The organism is Bradyrhizobium sp. 25ACV (genome assembly GCF_054863005.1).
Genome location: NZ_JAVAYO010000143.1, coordinates 1 through 261, shown reverse-complemented (window position 1 = coordinate 261; position 261 = coordinate 1). Strand labels below are relative to the sequence as shown.

1 protein-coding gene is annotated in these 261 nt (G+C 67.8%); it reads left to right on the top strand.

What is annotated here, in order from left to right; genetic code table 11:
* Positions 1-261: 2OG-Fe(II) oxygenase family protein (locus RAD04_RS38905; RefSeq protein WP_461627997.1), on the top strand; the 261-nt coding region annotated here is incomplete at both ends.

Sequence of the window (261 nt, the reverse complement as noted above, 5' to 3'; positions counted from 1 at the left end):
GAATCGGCTGATGGGGGCCATCGCGCTGTCGCTGCAACTGCCGGAGGAACATTTCGCCAGCTTCTGCCGCGACTCCATGAGCACCCTGCGCCTGCTGCACTACCCGCCGCAGCCGGCCAATGCCGCGCCCGGCGAGAAGGGATGCGGCGCACATACCGATTTCGGCGGCTTGACGCTCTTGCTGCAGGACGAGAACCCCGGCCTACAGGTCTGGGATCGCCACAGCGGCAGCTGGATTCACGCAGCGCCCGTGCCCGGCAC